The organism is Tenacibaculum sp. Bg11-29, assembly GCF_002836595.1.
In the GTDB taxonomy this organism is placed as follows: Bacteria; Bacteroidota; Bacteroidia; order Flavobacteriales; family Flavobacteriaceae; genus Polaribacter.
Genome location: NZ_PJBB01000003.1, coordinates 3765244 through 3783595, shown reverse-complemented (window position 1 = coordinate 3783595; position 18352 = coordinate 3765244). Strand labels below are relative to the sequence as shown.

Below are 18352 nucleotides of genomic sequence, written 5' to 3'. Positions count from 1 at the left end.
AATGAAAAAGATATTAATAACAATAAGCATCATAATTTTTAGTGTAAAATCAGTAGCTCAAGAAATTAATTTACCTCAGTATATAAGTCACATGGCTGATAACCCTTTTTTAATATCTCCTAGTTATGCAGGTATTGGACCAGGGTTACAAATTAGGCTAAATGGGGTAAGTCAATGGATTGGGGTTGATGGTGCTCCTGATACACAATCATTAGTAGTTGAAGCTCGTATAGCTGATCGATTTGGGGGAGGAATAACTGTTTTTAATGATAAAAATGGAGCTACCTCTCAAAAAGGAGTTAAATTATCCCTTGCTAGTCATTTGACTTTAAGTGATTTTCATGATAGTTTTTTATCTTTTGGTTTAAGTTATAATTTTACGCAGTTTGGTATTGATACGTCTAAGAATAACTCAGGACAAGCTGTGGGAAATAGGTCAGCAACGAATTCTAATTTTGATGTTGGTATGTTATATCGTTATGAACGATTTAGTATTAGTTTAAACGCTAATAACATATTAAACAAAAAAGTAGAAAACTTAACGACAAATGAACCAGAAGCGTTAAGAAGATTTACAGCCTATTCTTCATATGTTTTAGCAAGAATTAGAAATAATATAGAAATTGAACCTTCTATTTTTGTTGAATATTATGAAGCTGATAAAAGATCTAGAACCGATTTAAACATTAAAGTGAGAAAAGGTATTAATGATGGATATGTTTGGGCAGGTTTAAGTTATACCTTTTTAAATGATCAGTTTTTTGTACCTAATGCAATTGCACCGCTATTGGGTATAAAAAAGGATAATTTATATATGTCTTATGGTTTTAGTATTAACATGAATGAAACACAAGATTTTAATTATGGAACTCACATGATTACACTTGGTTTTGATTATGAAAGAAGACCTAGTTTAGCTAGATGTACTCAAAAAATGATGATTTTTTAAAAATAATAATAGTATTATAATTAAATCCTCAAGCTAAAACTTGAGGATTTTCTTTTCTTTGCAATAATGGAAAATAATAATAATAAAGTATCAACCAACCTTAATAAATTTATAAGCAGCACAGGAGTTTGTTCTCGAAGAGAAGCTGAAAAATTTATAGCAGCAGGTAGAGTTACAATAAATAAAAATATTGCTCAATTAGGTAACAGGGTTTTTGATGGAGATAAAGTAAGGGTCGATGGTCGTTTATTAGAAGCCAAACCTAAAATACTTTACATAGCTTTAAATAAACCAGTGGGTATTGTTTGTACAACAGATAGTAAGGAGAAAAAGAATATTGTAAAATTTGTAGGTCATCCTGAAAGATTGTTTCCAATAGGGAGGTTAGATAAACCATCAGAAGGATTAATTTTTCTTACGAACGATGGTGATATTGTAAACAAAATTTTACGAGCAGGAAACAACCACGAAAAAGAATATATTGTTTCGGTTAATAAAATAATTACTGAAGAGTTTATTGCTAAAATGAGTAATGGAATTCCTATTTTAGGGACTATAACTCGAAAGTGTAAGGTTAAAAAAATAAATGATTTTACTTTTCAAATTGTTTTAACACAAGGGTTAAACCGTCAAATACGTAGAATGTGTGAGTATTTAGATTATGAAGTAACTAAATTAAAACGCGAACGTATTATGAATGTAACTTTAGGTAAATTAAAAGTTGGTGATTGGAGAGAACTAACGGTTGATGAGATGAAAGAGATTAATGAAATGATTTCTAGTTCCTCTAAAACAGAAGAAGCTTCAGTTACGGTTGAAAAGAAGAAAAAACCAAAACAAACAATTAAAAAGGAAGTTAAAAAACCAAACGATTTTAATCGGAAGAGTGCTTCTTTTAGAAAAAATTCTCCAAAATCAAATAAAAGTACAAATCAAAAATTCGGACGTAAGCGTAAATAGTTATAAGAAAAGTTATTCTTACATAGGGTTTAATAGAATATAATTGATACACGAGCTTCTAAGTAATAATTATTATGATTTTATTTACTTTTTCAATTCTTAAATAAGCGTATATTTGCCACTTATGCAATTCGATCTAAAAACAACCGACCCAAAAAGTAAAGCCCGAGCAGGAGTTATAACGACTGATCACGGAACTATAGAAACTCCAATTTTTATGCCTGTAGGTACAGTAGGTACTGTAAAAGGTGTTCATCAATCTGAGTTGAAAAATGAGATAAATCCCGATGTAATTTTAGGAAATACCTACCATTTATATTTACGACCTAAATTAGAAACGTTAGAAGCGGCAGGTGGTTTACATAAGTTTATGAATTGGGATCGAAATATCCTGACAGATAGTGGAGGATATCAAGTTTATTCTTTATCAGGAAGAAGAAAAATTAATGAAGAAGGAGTAAAATTTAAAAGTCATATTGATGGATCTACACATTTCTTTACTCCAGAAAATGTAATGGAAACACAACGTACAATTGGTGCTGATATTATTATGGCATTTGATGAATGTACACCTTATCCTTGTGATTATAATTACGCAAAGCGCTCTATGCATATGACGCATAGATGGTTGAAACGATGTGTAAATCATTTAGAAAAATTACCTTTCAAGTACGGTCATGAACAAACGTTTTTTCCTATTGTACAAGGAAGTACTTATAAAGATTTAAGAAAACAATCAGCAGAATATATCGCTTCAGTCGGGGCGCAAGGAAATGCTATTGGTGGGCTTTCAGTAGGAGAGCCAGCTGAAGAATTATATGCTATGACAGAAATTGTTACAGCTATTTTACCAGAAGACAAGCCACGTTACTTAATGGGGGTTGGAACTCCAATTAATATTTTAGAAAATATAGCTTTAGGTATTGACATGTTTGATTGTGTAATGCCAACAAGAAATGCTCGTAATGGAATGTTATTTACAGCTTATGGATCTATCAATATTAAGAATGAAAAATGGAAAAATGATTTCTCTCCGATAGATGATATGGCAATTACGTATGTAGATACTATGTATTCAAAAGCATATTTACGTCACCTTTTTGCAGCAAAAGAAATGCTAGGAAAACAAATAGCTTCTATTCATAATTTAGGATTTTATTTATGGTTAACAAGAGAAGCTAGAAAACATATTTTGGCTGGTGATTTCGTAGAATGGAAAGACAAGATGGTTAAACAAATGGACAATCGTTTATAAAATTTTTTCTTTTGAAAATACTAGATTGGTACATATTAAAACGATATTTGGTAACATTTTTATTTACCTTACTAATATTAATACCTATTGCGGTAGCTATTGATATTGCTGAGAAAATAGATAAATTTTTACGTGAAGAAAATTTAACTCTTTTTGAAGTAGTAAATGACTATTACAAGAATTTTATAATCTATTACGCAAATACATTTATGCCTTTGGCATTATTTATTGCAGTAATTTTATTTACATCAAAACTAGCAAATAACACTGAAGTTGTAGCTATTAACAGTTCTCAGATATCATTTACTCGCTTTTTATATCCATATTTCATTGGAGCTACGATTGTTTGTGTTTTGGCTTTATCAATGAATCACTTTTTTGTACCTTCTAGTAGTAAAACAAGAAAAGCTTTTGAGAGAGAATATTTAAAGAAGAAAAAATATGCAGACAAATCAATAAGAGAGTTTAGTTTACAACTAAATGATAGCACTTATATGTTTCTTCAAACATTTAATTTAAAAAGTAATTCAGGTAATTATTTTTCAACAGAAGTTTATGATGGAATTCAGTTAAAGTATCAACTAACGGCTGATAATATTAGATGGAACGAAAAAGACAGTACGTTTAAATTAAGTACATGGAAAAAAAGAAAAATATTTAAAGATCGAGATAGTATTTTTTCAGGGAATAGCTTAGATACTACTTTTGCTTTTACACCAAAAGATTTTAATTATAAAAATATTATGGCTCAAGAAATGAACTCTCCTGAATTAATAGAGTTTATTGAAATCTCAAAAAAAAGAGGGGTTAAAAACTTAAATGTTTATTTAGTTGAATTATATAAACGTACTAGCTTACCGATAGCTTGTTATATTTTAACTCTAATAGCTGTAGTTTTAGCTCATAAGAAAAGAAGAGGAGGAGTAGGTTTAAATTTAGCTCTTGGTATTTCAGTAATGTTTATTTATGTGTTTTTCTTAAAAGTAGCAGAAGTACTTGGTGGTGTAGCAGGTGCAAATGCACTATTAAATGTTTGGACACCTAATATTGTTTTTGGAGGGTACGCAATTTATTTATATATCAATGCAAGGAAATAAATTAAAAAATTATCTTCATTTACATTTCATTGTGTTTATTTGGGGGTTTACAGCAATACTCGGAGCACTAATTTCTATTGATGCTGTTCCTTTAGTATGGTACCGAATGTCATTAGCGGTAGTATTCATTGCTATTTATTTCTTTATTAGTAAAAAATCATTTAAAGTAGATAAAAAAGGACTCTTAAAATTTGTATTTTCAGGTATAATTATTGCAATACATTGGGTAACTTTTTTTAAAGCAATAAAAGTATCAAATGTTTCTGTTGCTTTAGTAACAATGAGTACAGGCGCTTTTTTTGCTTCACTTATTGAACCTGTTTTTTTTAAAAGAAAAATTAAACCAATTGAAATTTTATTAGGACTATTGGTAATAGTAGGACTTTATATTATTTTTAATTTTCAAAGTGAATATACGTTAGGAATTATTTATGCGTTAATATCAGCTTTTTTATCAGCATTATTTGCTGTTTTAAACGGTCTTTTTATAAAGAAATATGATGCTAATGTTATATCATTTTATCAATTATTATTTGGTGCACTAGGTATAACATTGTACTTATTATTTACGCAAAAATTTTCAATTCAATTTTTCCAAATATCAGTAAATGATTGGTTTTATTTAATCATATTAAGTAGTATTTGTACAGCATATGCTTTTATAGCTTCTGTGTATGTTATGAAATATCTAACACCATATACTGTAATGCTAACTATTAATTTAGAACCAATTTATGCTATTATTTTAGCACTAATAGTCTTTGGAGAGAAAGAACAAATGAGTGTCGAATTTTATTACGGTGCATTTATTGTTTTATTAGTCGTAATATTAAATGGTATTTTGAAAAATACAAGTTTAATCAAAAATAAATTTAAGAAAAAATAGCGTTTTAAGAAAAGTTTGAAAGCTAAACTTTACAATTTTTTAGTATGTTTGCCTTTGAAAACAACTAATATAAAATCAAACTATATATAATGGAATATTTAGATTTTGAATTACCAATAAAAGAGTTAGAAGACCAGTTGGTAAAATGTTTTGATATAGGAAAAGAAAGTGAGGTTGACGTTACTGCAACCTGTAATAAGATTGAGAAAAAGCTTGAAAAGGCTAAAAAAGACATATATAAAAACTTAACAGCTTGGCAGCGTGTACAATTATCACGTCACCCAAATCGTCCATATACATTAGATTATATTAAGGCTATTTGTGGTGATACTTTTATGGAGTTACATGGTGATCGTAATGTAAAAGATGATAAAGCAATGATTGGTGGTTTAGGTAAAATCGGAGATCAATCATTTATGTTTATTGGTCAACAAAAAGGGTATAACACCAAAACTCGTCAATATCGTAATTTCGGAATGGCTAACCCAGAAGGGTATCGTAAAGCTTTACGTTTAATGAAAATGGCTGAGAAATTCGGAATTCCTGTAGTTACATTGGTAGATACACCAGGTGCTTACCCAGGTTTAGAAGCTGAAGAACGTGGGCAAGGTGAAGCTATTGCTCGTAATATTCTTGAAATGACTCGTTTAAAAACACCTATCATAACAATTATCATTGGTGAAGGTGCTTCAGGTGGAGCAATAGGTATTGGTGTAGGAAATAGAGTATACATGATGGAAAACACTTGGTATACTGTAATTTCACCAGAATCATGTTCATCTATTTTATGGCGTAGTTGGGAGTACAAGGAACAAGCAGCTGAAGCCTTGAAGTTAACAGGTGAAGACATGAAGAAAATGACATTAATTGATGCTATTATCGAAGAACCCTTAGGAGGAGCTCATAGAGATAGAAGTGGTGCATTTAAGGTCGTAAAAGAACAAATACTAGCTGCATTTAATGAATTAAAAGATTTAAATGAAACAGAACTAGTTACCCAACGTATGGAGAAATATGCAAACATGGGGGTATATAAAGAATAATAGTAAAATAAATTAATTTTATTTTTTTTTAAAAAAAAACTTGCCTTTTAGGCAAGTTTTTTTAGTTTTAATTTTTAATTGAAAAACTAATAAAAATGAATAAAAAATTGATCCTTATTATTATATTTCTAATACCTTTAAGTATCCTATCGCAAGTAAGACGGCCTAAAAAGAGCTTTTTTCAGAATGTAGAACAGCGAGTTGGTCTTACTGATGTTAAATTAAATTATTACCGCCCTTCTATGAGAGGGAGAACTATATTTGGAAGTCTTGAAAAATATGGTAAAATATGGAGAACAGGAGCCAATAAAAATACTATTATAACTTTTAGTGAAAATGTAGAAATTGACGGAAAAGAATTAAAAGCAGGTTCTTATGCTTTGTATACTAAACCAAATATTGAATCTTGGGATATTTTTTTTTATACTGATATAGAAAATTGGGGAGTTCCTAAAGTATGGGACAATAATAAAGTTGCACTTAAAATAACGATACCTGTATTTAAATTAAATAGAGATATTGAAACGCTAACGATTAACATAGATAACATTAAAGAATCTTCAGCGAACCTCGGAATAATGTGGGAACGAACTTATATTTCAATTCCTATCGAATTTCATTTTAAAGAAGTGTTAGAAAGAATTACAAAAAAAGAATTAAGAAGAAATGCAATTGATTTTCATATTGCAGCAGTAAATTATCATGAAAGAGGTTATGATTTGGAGCAAGCTAAAAGATGGATGGAGCAAGCTATTTCGTTAAAAGATAAACCACATTTTTGGGACTATAGAGAATATTCAATTATTCTATCAAAATTAAAGAAATATAAAGAAGCAATTATAGCTGCAAAAAAGTGTATTCAATTATCTAAAAAAGTTGGTGATAACGGAAAGAATGCTATTAATTTAAGTGAAAAATCTATTAAAGAATGGCAAAGTAAAATATAGAAGCTGTAAATATACCTTAATAAAAAAGCAACCTAATTAGGTTGCTTTTTTATTAAGGTATATTTAAAAATTTATGAGTTTGTAAAGAAACGCGCCATTTCGGATGTTTCATTACATAATCTACAATTAACGGAGTCATTTGTTCTTTTTTACTCCATTCAGGTTGTAAAAAGAGTTGACATTTTTTTCCAACCTTTTCAGCTTGCTCTTCTGCAAATTGAAAATCATTCTTATTATGAATGATCATTTTTAACTCATCAGCCTCTTTATAACATTCTTTTGTAGGTAATTTAGTTTTCTTAGGTGATAAGCAAAACCAATCCCAAATACCAGAAAACTTATAGGCACCAGAAGTTTCAATATGTGTTTTCATTCCTTTATCTTGAAGCTCTTTAGTAATATAATCTAAACTCCACATTAAAGGTTCTCCACCAGTAATAACAACTGTTTTAGCATATTTCTTGGCATTTTCAACAATTAGGTCAGTTTTTGTAGGTGGGTGTAAATTAGCATCCCAACTTTCTTTCACATCGCACCAATGGCAACCAACATCACAACCACCAATTCTAATAAAATAGGCAGCAGTACCTGTATGTGATCCCTCTCCTTGAATAGTATAAAACTCTTCCATTAAAGGAAGCATTTCACCTTTTTTAATTAACTCTTGTACTTCTTTTTTCAACATAAGGCAGCAAAGATAGTTAACATTAAAATTTTTTGAATCATTTTTGTTACTTTTACGTGTTCTATCAATAAAAAGAATTGCAATAAAATGAGTAAAACCGAAGAGTTTTTTAATTATATAAACGAAGGATATAAAAGTAAGGGAGATTTTATCACCTTGGGAGCGGGTATGTTAGGTGAAGAAACGGTAACTAATGCCTTGGTAAATATTCCTTTAAAAACATTGAATCGTCACGGATTAATTGCAGGAGCAACAGGTACAGGTAAAACGAAAACGTTACAAGTATTGGCTGAAAATATGTCTGAAAAAGGGATTCCTGTACTGTTAATGGATGTTAAGGGTGATTTAAGTGGATTAGCACAACCAAGCCCTGGGCATGCTAAAATTGATGAACGTCATGAAAAAATAGGTATTCCTTTTAATGCAACGAAGTTTCCGATAGAGATTTTATCAATATCTGAGCAAGAGGGAGTGCGTTTAAGAGCAACTGTATCAGAATTTGGACCAGTTTTATTATCTCGTATTTTAGATTTAACAGAAACACAGTCGGGAATTGTTGCAATTATTTTTAAATATTGTGATGATAGTAAATTACCTTTATTAGATTTAAAAGATTTTAAAAAAATTCTTCAATTTGTTACAAATGAAGGAAAAGAGGAAATTCAAGAAGAATACGGACGAATTTCTACAGCTAGTACAGGAGCTATTCTTAGAAAAATAGTAGAAATCGAGCAACAAGGAGGAGATTTGTTTTTTGGTGAAAAATCATTTGAAGTTGATGATTTAACACGTGTAGATGAAAACGGACGAGGATTAATATCTATTTTGCGATTAACAGATATTCAAGATAAACCAAAATTGTTTTCAACTTTTATGATGCAGTTATTGGCAGAAGTATATGAAACGTTTCCAGAACAAGGAGATAGTGACAGACCAGAGTTAGTTATTTTTATTGATGAAGCACATTTGGTTTTTGAAGAGGCTTCAAAAGCATTGTTAAGTCAAATAGAAAGTATTGTAAAGTTAATTAGGTCGAAAGGAATTGGATTGTATTTTGTAACTCAAAACCCTAAAGATGTACCGGAAGATGTATTAGCACAATTAGGAATGAAAATTCAACATGCATTGCGTGCTTTTACCGCTAAAGATAGAAAAGCGATTAAATTAGCAGCAGAGAATTACCCAGATTCAGCATATTACGAAACAAAGGAAGTTTTAACACAGTTAGGTATTGGTGAAGCTTTAGTTTCGGTATTAAATGAAAAAGGAATTCCTTCTCCATTAGCAAGAACTATGTTACGAGCACCAATGAGTAGAATGGATGTGCTTACTGATAGAGAAATTAAGCAGGTTTTAGACAATTCAAGATTAATACCTAAGTATAATGATATTGTAGATAGAGAAAGTGCTTACGAGCTATTAAAAGAGAAAATAGAAAAAATTAATAAAGAAAAAACTACTGAAGCTCGTAAAAAAGAAGAAGATAAAACAAAACGGAGATCGTCATCAACAAGAAGTAGAAGTACACGACAAAACCCGATAATAAAAGTACTAACAAGCGCAACTTTTATAAGAGCTGTTTTTGGAATTTTGAAAAAAGTATTAAAGTAAAACAAATAGAGTATATAAACGTTTAATAAAAAATAACCCAATCAATCAACAATAAGATGAAAAACATAACCAAATCCATAGTGTTCGCTTTAATTTCAGTCGTATTTATACAGTGTGGAAACAATACGTACGATATTTCTAAAGGTAAAGTAGGTGCACTAACTATAAAAACAACAATGCAAGAGGTTGATGGAATTTTTGCTAAAGATTCTATAGTAAAAGAATTGAGCGAAGGAGCCAAAGGGAATAATTTTTTTCAAGAAGATGATAAGTATATGATTTTTGAAAAAGGAGGGAAGCATTTACTAACAATTATACCAAAAGAGCAATTAGATTCAACATCAACAATAAAAAGTATTGAGATTTTTGATGAACGCTTTAAAACAAAAACAGGTTTAAACATTAATTCTACATTCCAAGAAATTAATGCGAACAATAATATAAGTAAGGTTGAATCTTCATTTTTATCAGCAACTTTATTTATAGATGATTTAAATGCTACGGTATCTATTGATAAAGAAGAGTTAGGTTTAAAAGACTTTAGTACTCAAAAAGTAAGTAAAGAACAAATACCTGATTTGGCAAAAATAAAATCACTAACCATTTGGTTTAATTAAGATAAAAAAACCGAAACATTTGTTTCGGTTTTTTTTATGCTAATTTTAAAAATAATAGCTATTAAAAGTAGCATTGTAGCAAAATTCATTCAGATAATATTTACTTTTTCCAATTTATACTAATATCGTCTGTTACTGGGTTTATTTTTAAACTAAAATATTTATTCTGCTCATTAGGGGTTAATATAATTTCTTTATTATCAAAAGTTTTTATTTTCACAAAACTTACATTAGGTCTTTTCCCATCAACAGGTTCTGGAAGTTTAAATAAAGTAGGGTTAACTGTAGAGACATTTTGAGTATTTGTAATTAAATCGTTAACCTCATATTTAATTTCAAATTCTTTATAACTAAATGTTAAGGTAGACCTACCACCTCCACCATATGGTTTTTTATCTGATTTACAACTAATACGTCCTATAGTTTGCTGTTCTGTTTTAGAAGTAAAACGATAGCCACCACCATATCTTTGATACCAATTGTTAATTACAATTGAGTTTTTATCGAAGCTTCTTCCATTAACAGGTAAAATATTTATAGCAGTACTTTCTCTCTCTTGATCTCCTTTCCAATTACTCGAACCGGTACTACAATTGTATGTTCTTTGCTGAGTATAAAATATTTTTTCAGGTAACTCTTGTTCATAAAAAGCTTGTGCAGTTCCTATATTTAAAGGAGTTAACGGTATTATAAATTTATCTCGTCTTTCTCTTTTACGTTTAAATAATCCTATCTTCCATTTAAAGACTATTTCACCAATTATATAGTTTTTATCATCATTTTTTTTTATAAAAGCTGAATCAATAATAAAATTTAGTTTAGTGTTATTTGAAGTAGAAGGAAGTATTTTATTTCCATTAATTTTTGCGAAAACTTCATAAGGTCTATCAAAGTTTTTACCAGTAGCACTAAAAGAATAATCTTTATCATAATTGAGTACAAATACACCAGTATTATATTTGAAAATGTTAGGTTCTCGGTTCTTACCAAAAAAATCATCAATTACCTGGGTTACACGTGTCGCAATAACATCAATATTTTCAATATTTTCTTTTATAGCTTTATTAAAATCATCTTTTAGGGATAAGATTTGATTATAAAGACCGAGTTGTTTTTCTCTTAAAATTTTATCGGTATTACCAATCGTTTCGTTAATATCTTTTTTTAATCTAGCGGATATTGATAATATCATATTACCGGTATTTCCAATACTATTTGTAATTAAATTATCTACAGAGTTTATTTGACTTGTTATTGATTTGTCTAATTCATCTAAAGCCATTAAAGCCGTTGCTCCACTAATTTGAGCGTATGAAAGTGATAAGGTAAATAGTGTGAATGCTAAAGTTAAAATGTTTTTCTTCATAATATTTAGTTTTAATTGGTTATGAATCAAAATTATAAATATTAAGGAAGTGCTTTTATCCTTATAAATAGGTAATTTAAAATTGATACTTTTTATCAATAGCGTATTTCACCAATTCGTTGCCCCCTTTTAAGCTAAGTTTACGAATCATATTTTTTCTATGAGTATCTACCGTCGTTTTTGCTATGAATAATGCTTCAGCTATCTCTTTAGAGGTACTACCGTTAGCAATTAATTGTAGTATTTCTTTTTCTCTATTTGATAATACAATTTTTTCAGATTTACCTATTGTAACGTTTTCATTTATATAATCATTCATGAAATTAAAAGCGACGTTTGGGTCAAAAAAAGTATCACCATTAGCTATAGTAACAATTGCTTTTGATAGCATTTTAATTCCTGAATTTTTAAGTAAATAACCAGAAGCTCCAGCATCTAACATTTGTTTTATTGCTTCAGGTTGATCAAACATAGTTAACGCGAGTACTTTAATATGCGGGAATTGAGTTTTAATTAGCTTAGTGGCCTGAATACCGTCCATTCTTGGCATGCGAATATCAGTAATAACCAATTTAGGTTGCTTTAAACTAACAAGTTTAACTAAGTCTTCACCATTATTAACTGTTCCAATAATATTGATGTCTTCATCGTATTCAAAAAAAGATTGAACACCATCAATCAACATTTGATGATCTTCGGCCATAGCAATAGTTATCATAATTTATGTGTTTTACCCAAAGATAATAAATGTTGTTTTTTTTAATATACTTAGTATTAGGTATATGTTATATCACTGGAATATCCATAATTATAGAAGTTCCTTTGCTTATAGTAGAATCTACATTAAAAGTACCATTCAAGTATTTTATTCTGGTTTGAATAGAATTAATTCCCATTCCTTCTTTTAAGGTTGTTTTATTATAGTTAAAGCCTTTGCCATTATCTTCAACAATAATATTTAAGTTTTTATCGAATAAAGAAATATTAATAGTTGCTTCAGTAGCATTTGCGTGCTTAATAATGTTGGTTATAAGCTCTTGTATTAGTCTAAAAATGGTAATTTCTAAGTTGTTATCTAACCTTTTATTTAAACCAAAATCTAAAACATGAATATCAATTTTATTAGCATCTGATATTTTCTCAGCCATAATTTTTATAGCTACTAATAAACCTTTATTCGCAATAACCCCTGCATTTTTAGCATGGGCAATGCTGCGGACTTTTAAGTAAGTTTCGTCAATCAAATTTTCAGTTTTCTCATAGAGCTCATCTTGATTAAAATGTTTTTTTTCTCTATTCAGTTTTAAGTTTTCAAAATGCAGTTTTAAAGTAGCTAATACACTACCAATGTTATCATGTAAATCTTCGGCAATTCGTATGCGTTCTTTTTCTTGCCCTTTAATCATAGCATTAATAGCCATGATTTCTTGTTCTTTAAGTAAGGTTAAGTTTTTTTGCTTTTCAAGTTCTTTTTGTTGTTCTGCAAGTAAACGTTTCTTTTTGGAGTTTTTTAGAAAAAGAAAACCTGTAGTTCCTACTAAAAATAGGAATACTAATGTACCATAAAATAAATTTTTACTTTGTCTTATTTTTTGTTTACTGATTAAGTTATTTTGTTTTAATTGTAAATTTTCTTTTTCTTTTTCTACTACTTCGTGTTTTGTGTCAAGCTCTGTAATGGCTATATTTTGTTGTTTTGTATTTAAACTATCTTTATATGAAATGTAATCTTGTTGGTAATTGTATGCTTTTGGGTAATTACCTAGCTGTTGATAACAGTGAGCTAATTTTTTATATATTATTTTTTGATACTTTAAATTGTATTGAGAAAGGTTTAATTCTTTTGCTTTTTTAAGCATTTTTATAGCCTTATGGTATTTTTTTTGTTTTTGATATAAGTTGATAAGGTTTATGTATATACTAACTAATTTATCAGGATTGTTTATAGAAGTTGAGTTTAAAGCTTTGTTTAGGAAGTGATTAGCAGAATCTGGTTTTTTAATCGAGTATAATAAACCAAGATTAATATAAGCGTTTTGAGCATAGTCTCTTCTATTAATTTTTAAACATAATTTTAAAGACTCTTTATAATATTTTGCAGATTTTGTTGGTGAATTTTGATTGAAAAAATAGGAGGCAAGCCTGTTTTTTGTTGCAATAATATTTATTGTATCTTTTGTTTTATAGCATAGGTTTTCTTTTAAATATTGTAAAGGGTTTTTATTTAATTTTTTCTGAGATCTAACAATGTCATATAGTTTTATGTTACAAATAAAAACACTGTCAAACTTTTCTCTTTTTAAATATTTTTTTTTTGCTTTTAAGATATATTTGTAGGCTAGGTAAGCTTTATTTAGTTTAATAGCTTTAATTCCCTTGTTAAAGTAAATATAAGAAGAGTCTTTTTTAATTTTTGTTGTAGAAGAAAATACTGTTAAAGAAAATAAGACTAAAACAGTATTTATAAATAATTCTTTTCTAATTTTAATCATATTTTTATGGCCCAACAACAATTACTCCTCCTCCAGCTTCTTCTGGTGTAAAAGGAAATGTTTTAGGTGTGTATGGAATATCACTATTATAAGTTATTACATGTAATATTTCAATATTATCTAAAGAAGGAGTATCATAATTAGGTGATATATCATCAATATTAAAATCACCTTTCAGAATAAATTTTTTGCTGTTATTCCTTATACGATCATTTCTGTTTTTATCTTTAATTTGCAATATTAAAATATGGTAAAAGCCAAAATTGTGATAGAAAGCATCAGAAACTTCAAATGTAGAAGTGTCAATAGGAGTTTCTATATGTATTATTTTTTTTTGAGGAGTGAAGTAACTAATTCCTTTTTCAACATCAAGGTTTTTTTTGTGCACAGAATGTTGATGAGTACTAATAGGAATAGATTTAAATTTCTTTGTAATTGAATTACACATATTGTAATGTTTTTAGGTTAATAATATACAAATATGAGTAAGAAAAAAATGATATAACTACTTACAAATAGGTATTTTAAACTACCTAAATATAAGTGAAATTAAGATAAGGTAAAAATGGTTAACAAAACACCTAAAAGAATTGCTGTAAACTTTTGAAAATTAAATTTATGATTTTCTGAACTTTCAAAAAGTATAATGGTAGAAATATGAAGAAATACTCCAATGATTAAAGCCGTTATTTCGGTGTGATAATCATTAAAAAACGGCACTTTATCAGAAACTAAGATTCCTAAAGGACTCATCAAAGCAAAGAAACTTAAAAAGAAAATAATAATTAGTTTGCTGTAGTTTGTATGTAGTAAGAAAGTAGTTAAAACAATTGCGATAGGAATTTTATGAACAATAATAGCCCAAAGTAAATTATCTCCAGCGTGGTGTATTGGTAAGCCTTCAGAAAAAGCATGAATACATAAACTAATAAATAATAGCCAAGGAAATTTTGAAGTATCAGAATGTAAATGAATATGCCCGTGTTCTGCTCCTTTAGAAAAAGATTCTAAAACAGATTGAATAATAATACCTACTAAAATTAAAATTCCAATTTTTTTAGAATTTTGTGTATATATATAAACTTCGGGTACTAAATGTAAAATAGTAACCGATAACAAATAAGCCCCACTAAAGGCTAATAATAAACGTACAAATTTATTATTTGGTTTTAAAACTAAAACAAATAAAGAACCTATTAAAACAGCTACTATTAATAAAATATAACTCATTCAGCAATTAAAATTAATCTATCAGATGTGTTTTTATCAAAATTATTTAAACCATAATCACCAAAAACATGTTTTATTTTTAAATTAGATTCTTTAAAATACGTTTGCATTTTATCTAAAGTTAAAAATTTTACCTGTTCAGTATATACATGATTTTTTTCATCAGCAATAAAAGAGATATGTTTTAAAATAAAACCATTTTTAATTTCTCTTTTAATATGAAATTCAATACCGTCTATTGTTTTTACTTCCTCTGTAACTAAAGTAGCTTTTACCTTTTCAACATTCAAAAAATCTAAAACGAATACGCCATTTTCATTCAAGCCGTTTTTTATACTTTTTAAAATAGCAATATCTTCATTGTCATCATCAAAATAACCAAAGCTCGTAAATAAGTTAAAAATAGCATCGTATTTGTGTTTTATAGGATCACGCATATCCCAAACTTCAAAATTAAGAGACTCGTTTTCAGATTTTTTAGCGTGTTTAATACTATTACTACTTAAATCACCACCTGTAACTTTATAACCTAAAGAGTTTAAAAATACAGCGTGTCTTCCTTTACCACAGGGTAAATCAGCAATATGGCTTGATGCAGGTAATTTTAAAAACGAAGTTATATTTCGCATAAAAAACTGAGCATCAGCATCATTTCTATGTTTGTATAATGTATGATAATATGAGGTGTCGAACCACGAAGTAAACCAGTCTGTTGTTTTCATAATTATAAAGTCTGCAAAAATACATAAATCTTACGTTTTTTATATTGAAACAAGAAAAGATTAACATCAACCCAAAATTAACTGTATTTTTGCAATGAAATTTTACAGTTACATGGAGAAAGATTTTAAAATGACTGCTATTACTATGGCAGGTTTAGAGGGAGTATTAGTAGATGAACTAAGAAAACTTGGTGCTCAAGACGTTAAAGAAGGAATACGTAATGTTACTTTTAAAGGAGATACAGGGTTTATGTACAAGGCAAATATTGCTTTACGTACAGCTATTCGTATTTTAAAACCAATTAAAAAGAGTAAAATTTTTGATGAAGAAGATTTATACGAAGCAATACAACGTGTAAAATGGGATCGTTATATTGATGTTGATGGAACTTTTGCTATTGGAGCAGTTGTTAATTCTAAAAACTTTACAACGAATTCACATTATATTAGCTTAAAATCAAAGGATGCTATTGCTGATTATTTTATGCACAAGTATAAGAAGCGTCCGAATGTAGATTTAAAATACCCAGATGTTAAAATACATATTCACATTCATAACGAATGGTTAACTATTTCATTAGACTCATCTGGTGATTCACTTCATAAAAGAGGGTATAGGAGCGCAACCAATATTGCGCCAATTAACGAAGTATTAGCGGCAGGACTTGTTTTATTATCTGGTTATAAAGGGGAAGAGAATTTTATTGACCCAATGTGTGGTTCTGGTACTATATTAATAGAAGCAGCAATGGTTGCTAATAATATACCTGCAAATATTAATCGTAAACATTTTGCTTTTGAAAATTGGAAAGATTACGATGAAGAGCTGTATTTTGTAATTCAGGATGCTTTATTGAAAAAAATTACAAGCTCACATTTTAAAATTATGGGGTTTGATAAAGCTCCATCAGCGGTTACCAAGGCTAAACAGAATATTATTAATGCCAATTTAGAAGAATTTATAGGTATACATCATGTAAACTTTTTTAACTCTAAAAAAGAAGTATTTGGTAAAACAACAATTTTATTCAACCCTCCTTATGGTGAACGTTTAAATATTGATGTAGAAGAGTTTTATAAAAAAATTGGTGATACCTTAAAACATAATTATCACGATTCAACAGCGTGGATGATTACTTCTGATACTGAGGCGTTAAAACATGTTGGTTTACGAACATCTAAGAGAATACCGCTTAAAAATGCTGATTTAAACTGCCGTTTCGTAAAATATGAATTATATGAAGGGAGTAAAAAAATAAAGAACGATTTAGAGTCTGAGATAGATGAATAATAAAACGACCCTTAAAGAGTATTTAACTTTTTGAGGGTCATTTTTTTGTTGTAAAATAATTATCCTAGTTTGCTTTATTTAAAAATAAAGAATTACACAATTGAGAAGTTTCTTGAGTATATTTATCAACATTAGATAGTACTATAATACCTTTTTTTAGATTTTTATCAAGCATTAATATCGAAGTAAACCCGCCAGTACCTCCATCATGAGTAAGTAAAGTAAAACTTCCATCTTCAATAATAGCCCAACCTAAGCCAATATAAGTGTTGTTTCCTTTACCAAATGTTTTTTTCTGTGGATAAATTGTAAACGATGTCGTTTTCAAAGTTTTTACGAACAAATTTTTCTAAATCCTTAACTGAAGATTTAATAGAGCCTACACCTGATGCTACTTCATCTAAATTCCAATAAGGAACTATGTTGCCACCTTTATCTCTTCCTTCTATTAATTTATCTGAATCAATATTTTCTAGTAATGTTGTAGAGTTGTCCATATTCAAAGGTTTAAAAATTATATTATGTAGTAACTGCTCATATGTTTTTTGTCTTTTTTGAGCCAAAATATATCCTAACATTCCTGTCCCTAAATTAGAATATAAATACTCTAAACCACTTTCTGAACTTAAAACAAGATCATTTTGTAAATAACTTTTTAAGTTATCTAATGTGTAGGTAGCATAAGGATCACTTGCATTGTATCCTTTTATTTCACCAACGTTTGTTGGTACAACAGGTAAACCAGAAGTGTGGTTTGCTAGTTGTAGTAGTGTAATATCTCCACCAGTTGGAATTGAAAAATAAAATTGACTACTTAGGGTTTCTGTTAAAATAGCTTCATTTGTTGTAATTAGCTTTGATAAACAAATGCTTGTGAAAATTTTAGTAATAGATCTAATTTCAAAAATATTATCCGAATTATTGGTTACTTTTAAAGTATTCTTATCGTTTATTACACCTATATATTCAGTAGATTCATTGTCTATAATTGCAATAGCAACTCGACTATTTAAAGGTAAGTTAGAAAGGTTTTCTTCAATTATTTTTACATATTCTTGGTTAGCAATATCCTTTTTTAATGTACTCGATATAGGTATTGGATCTTCAGTACAGCTTATGAAAAAGATAGCTATTAAAAGAAGGTAAATTTTAATGATTTTATCGATTGTTTTTGATAATTGTAATGTTTTAAAGTATTCAT

20 protein-coding genes are annotated in these 18352 nt (G+C 28.5%); 11 read left to right on the top strand and 9 right to left on the bottom strand.

The window, feature by feature from the left end:
- The first annotated feature begins 1 nt into the window (after position 1).
- From CXF68_RS17130 to CXF68_RS17100, 7 genes are all read left to right on the top strand, one after another.
- A complete protein-coding gene (locus CXF68_RS17130; protein ID WP_101046331.1) occupies positions 2-949 on the top strand; it encodes a type IX secretion system membrane protein PorP/SprF in 948 nt (315 codons plus the stop codon).
- Between the two features lie 66 nt (positions 950-1015).
- Complete coding sequence (rluF, locus tag CXF68_RS17125; RefSeq protein WP_101046330.1) at positions 1016-1909, top strand: 23S rRNA pseudouridine(2604) synthase RluF; 894 nt, start codon at positions 1016-1018, stop codon at positions 1907-1909.
- Between the two features lie 124 nt (positions 1910-2033).
- Complete coding sequence (gene tgt / locus CXF68_RS17120; RefSeq protein WP_101046329.1) at positions 2034-3164, top strand: tRNA guanosine(34) transglycosylase Tgt; 1131 nt, start codon at positions 2034-2036, stop codon at positions 3162-3164.
- An 11-nt stretch (positions 3165-3175) separates the two neighbouring features.
- Positions 3176-4261 (top strand): LptF/LptG family permease, encoded by a 1086-nt coding sequence (locus CXF68_RS17115; protein ID WP_101046328.1) that lies wholly within the window; start codon positions 3176-3178, stop codon positions 4259-4261.
- Positions 4248-5147, top strand: coding sequence for a DMT family transporter (locus tag CXF68_RS17110; RefSeq protein ID WP_101046327.1), 900 nt, complete (start codon positions 4248-4250; stop codon positions 5145-5147). Before CXF68_RS17115 ends, CXF68_RS17110 begins: the two co-directional genes overlap by 14 nt.
- A gap of 89 nt (positions 5148-5236) precedes the next feature.
- Positions 5237-6190 carry an acetyl-CoA carboxylase carboxyltransferase subunit alpha gene (locus CXF68_RS17105; RefSeq protein WP_101046326.1) on the top strand — a complete coding sequence of 318 codons (954 nt, stop codon included), beginning with the start codon at positions 5237-5239 and terminating at the stop codon, positions 6188-6190.
- A 95-nt stretch (positions 6191-6285) separates the two neighbouring features.
- A complete protein-coding gene (locus CXF68_RS17100; RefSeq protein ID WP_101046325.1) occupies positions 6286-7137 on the top strand; it encodes a DUF2911 domain-containing protein in 852 nt (283 codons plus the stop codon).
- 52 nt (positions 7138-7189) lie between these two features.
- Here the strand turns inward: CXF68_RS17100 and CXF68_RS17095 are convergent, their stop codons facing one another.
- The gene (locus CXF68_RS17095; RefSeq protein WP_101046324.1) at positions 7190-7822 is read right to left on the bottom strand and encodes a 7-carboxy-7-deazaguanine synthase QueE; all 633 of its coding nucleotides are present in this window, start codon (positions 7820-7822) and stop codon (positions 7190-7192) included.
- A gap of 87 nt (positions 7823-7909) precedes the next feature.
- Between CXF68_RS17095 and CXF68_RS17090 the strand changes: the two genes are divergently transcribed.
- Positions 7910-9433 (top strand): helicase HerA-like domain-containing protein, encoded by a 1524-nt coding sequence (locus tag CXF68_RS17090; protein ID WP_101046323.1) that lies wholly within the window; start codon positions 7910-7912, stop codon positions 9431-9433.
- A gap of 56 nt (positions 9434-9489) precedes the next feature.
- Positions 9490-10050: a hypothetical protein gene (locus CXF68_RS17085; RefSeq protein WP_101046322.1), complete on the top strand. Its 561-nt coding sequence runs from the start codon at positions 9490-9492 to the stop codon at positions 10048-10050.
- A gap of 100 nt (positions 10051-10150) precedes the next feature.
- On the opposite strand, the gene CXF68_RS17080 is transcribed toward CXF68_RS17085, so the two are convergent.
- The 6 genes from CXF68_RS17080 to CXF68_RS17055 all read right to left on the bottom strand — a co-directional run bounded on the left by CXF68_RS17080 (position 10151) and on the right by CXF68_RS17055 (position 15860).
- Entirely contained in the window at positions 10151-11416 is a 1266-nt protein-coding gene (locus CXF68_RS17080) for a hypothetical protein (protein WP_157821984.1), read from the bottom strand.
- A 76-nt stretch (positions 11417-11492) separates the two neighbouring features.
- Complete coding sequence (locus CXF68_RS17075) at positions 11493-12134, bottom strand: response regulator transcription factor (RefSeq protein ID WP_198553845.1); 642 nt, start codon at positions 12132-12134, stop codon at positions 11493-11495.
- Positions 12135-12201: 67 nt separating this feature from the next.
- On the bottom strand, positions 12202-13908 hold the full coding sequence (locus CXF68_RS17070) for a sensor histidine kinase (RefSeq protein WP_101046320.1): 1707 nt from the start codon (positions 13906-13908) through the stop codon (positions 12202-12204).
- A 4-nt stretch (positions 13909-13912) separates the two neighbouring features.
- Positions 13913-14356 (bottom strand): hypothetical protein, encoded by a 444-nt coding sequence (locus CXF68_RS17065; RefSeq protein WP_101046319.1) that lies wholly within the window; start codon positions 14354-14356, stop codon positions 13913-13915.
- A gap of 101 nt (positions 14357-14457) precedes the next feature.
- Positions 14458-15138: a ZIP family metal transporter gene (locus CXF68_RS17060; RefSeq protein ID WP_101046318.1), complete on the bottom strand. Its 681-nt coding sequence runs from the start codon at positions 15136-15138 to the stop codon at positions 14458-14460.
- Positions 15135-15860, bottom strand: a complete 726-nt coding sequence (locus CXF68_RS17055) for a bifunctional 2-polyprenyl-6-hydroxyphenol methylase/3-demethylubiquinol 3-O-methyltransferase UbiG (protein ID WP_101046317.1) — start codon at positions 15858-15860, stop codon at positions 15135-15137. Before CXF68_RS17055 ends, CXF68_RS17060 begins: the two co-directional genes overlap by 4 nt.
- 112 nt (positions 15861-15972) lie before the next feature.
- On the opposite strand from CXF68_RS17055, the gene CXF68_RS17050 reads away from it, so the two are divergent.
- On the top strand, positions 15973-17151 hold the full coding sequence (locus CXF68_RS17050; RefSeq protein ID WP_101046316.1) for a class I SAM-dependent RNA methyltransferase: 1179 nt from the start codon (positions 15973-15975) through the stop codon (positions 17149-17151).
- A 64-nt stretch (positions 17152-17215) separates the two neighbouring features.
- Here the strand turns inward: CXF68_RS17050 and CXF68_RS17045 are convergent, their stop codons facing one another.
- Together CXF68_RS17045 and CXF68_RS17040 are read right to left on the bottom strand one after the other, a co-directional pair.
- Complete coding sequence (locus CXF68_RS17045; protein WP_101046315.1) at positions 17216-17479, bottom strand: hypothetical protein; 264 nt, start codon at positions 17477-17479, stop codon at positions 17216-17218.
- Positions 17430-18104 (bottom strand): serine hydrolase, encoded by a 675-nt coding sequence (locus CXF68_RS17040; RefSeq protein WP_232771706.1) that lies wholly within the window; start codon positions 18102-18104, stop codon positions 17430-17432. Before CXF68_RS17040 ends, CXF68_RS17045 begins: the two co-directional genes overlap by 50 nt.
- Between CXF68_RS17040 and CXF68_RS21055 the strand changes: the two genes are divergently transcribed.
- Entirely contained in the window at positions 18025-18297 is a 273-nt protein-coding gene (locus CXF68_RS21055; protein WP_232771678.1) for a hypothetical protein, read from the top strand. The genes CXF68_RS17040 and CXF68_RS21055 overlap by 80 nt on opposite strands.
- Positions 18298-18352: the final 55 nt, after the last annotated feature.